This window comes from Rhizobium ecuadorense, from assembly GCF_001187535.1.
Lineage (GTDB): Bacteria > Pseudomonadota > Alphaproteobacteria > Rhizobiales > Rhizobiaceae > Rhizobium > Rhizobium ecuadorense.
In genome coordinates this window covers 1-219 of the sequence record NZ_LFIO01001511.1, presented here as the reverse complement: position 1 = coordinate 219, position 219 = coordinate 1, and the positions used below count along the sequence as shown (strand labels likewise).

Annotated in this window: 1 protein-coding gene; it reads left to right on the top strand. The window is 51.6% G+C overall.

Annotation, left to right across the window (positions count from 1 at the left end; genetic code table 11):
- Positions 1-2: 2 nt before the first annotated feature.
- Positions 3-219, top strand: a 217-nt coding sequence (locus AF337_RS31190; protein ID WP_244471351.1) for a hypothetical protein, incomplete at its 3' end; no start/stop codon positions are given.

Here is a 219-nt window from a genome sequence, read left to right as displayed (position 1 = left end):
CCATAATGGTCCATCACAATGTCAAAGACACGAAGCACTGGCTCGCTTCACCCATCCGCAAGCAGGTATTGGAACCGATTGGCGTCACGAACATTCGCACGTTTACAGACCCTCAAACGTCTAATCGCGTTGGTTTGGTCATGGACGTTGCTGATATGGAAAAGTTGATGGCCTTCATGCAGACCAAGGCAGCGGCCGATGCGATGGCGAATGATGGTG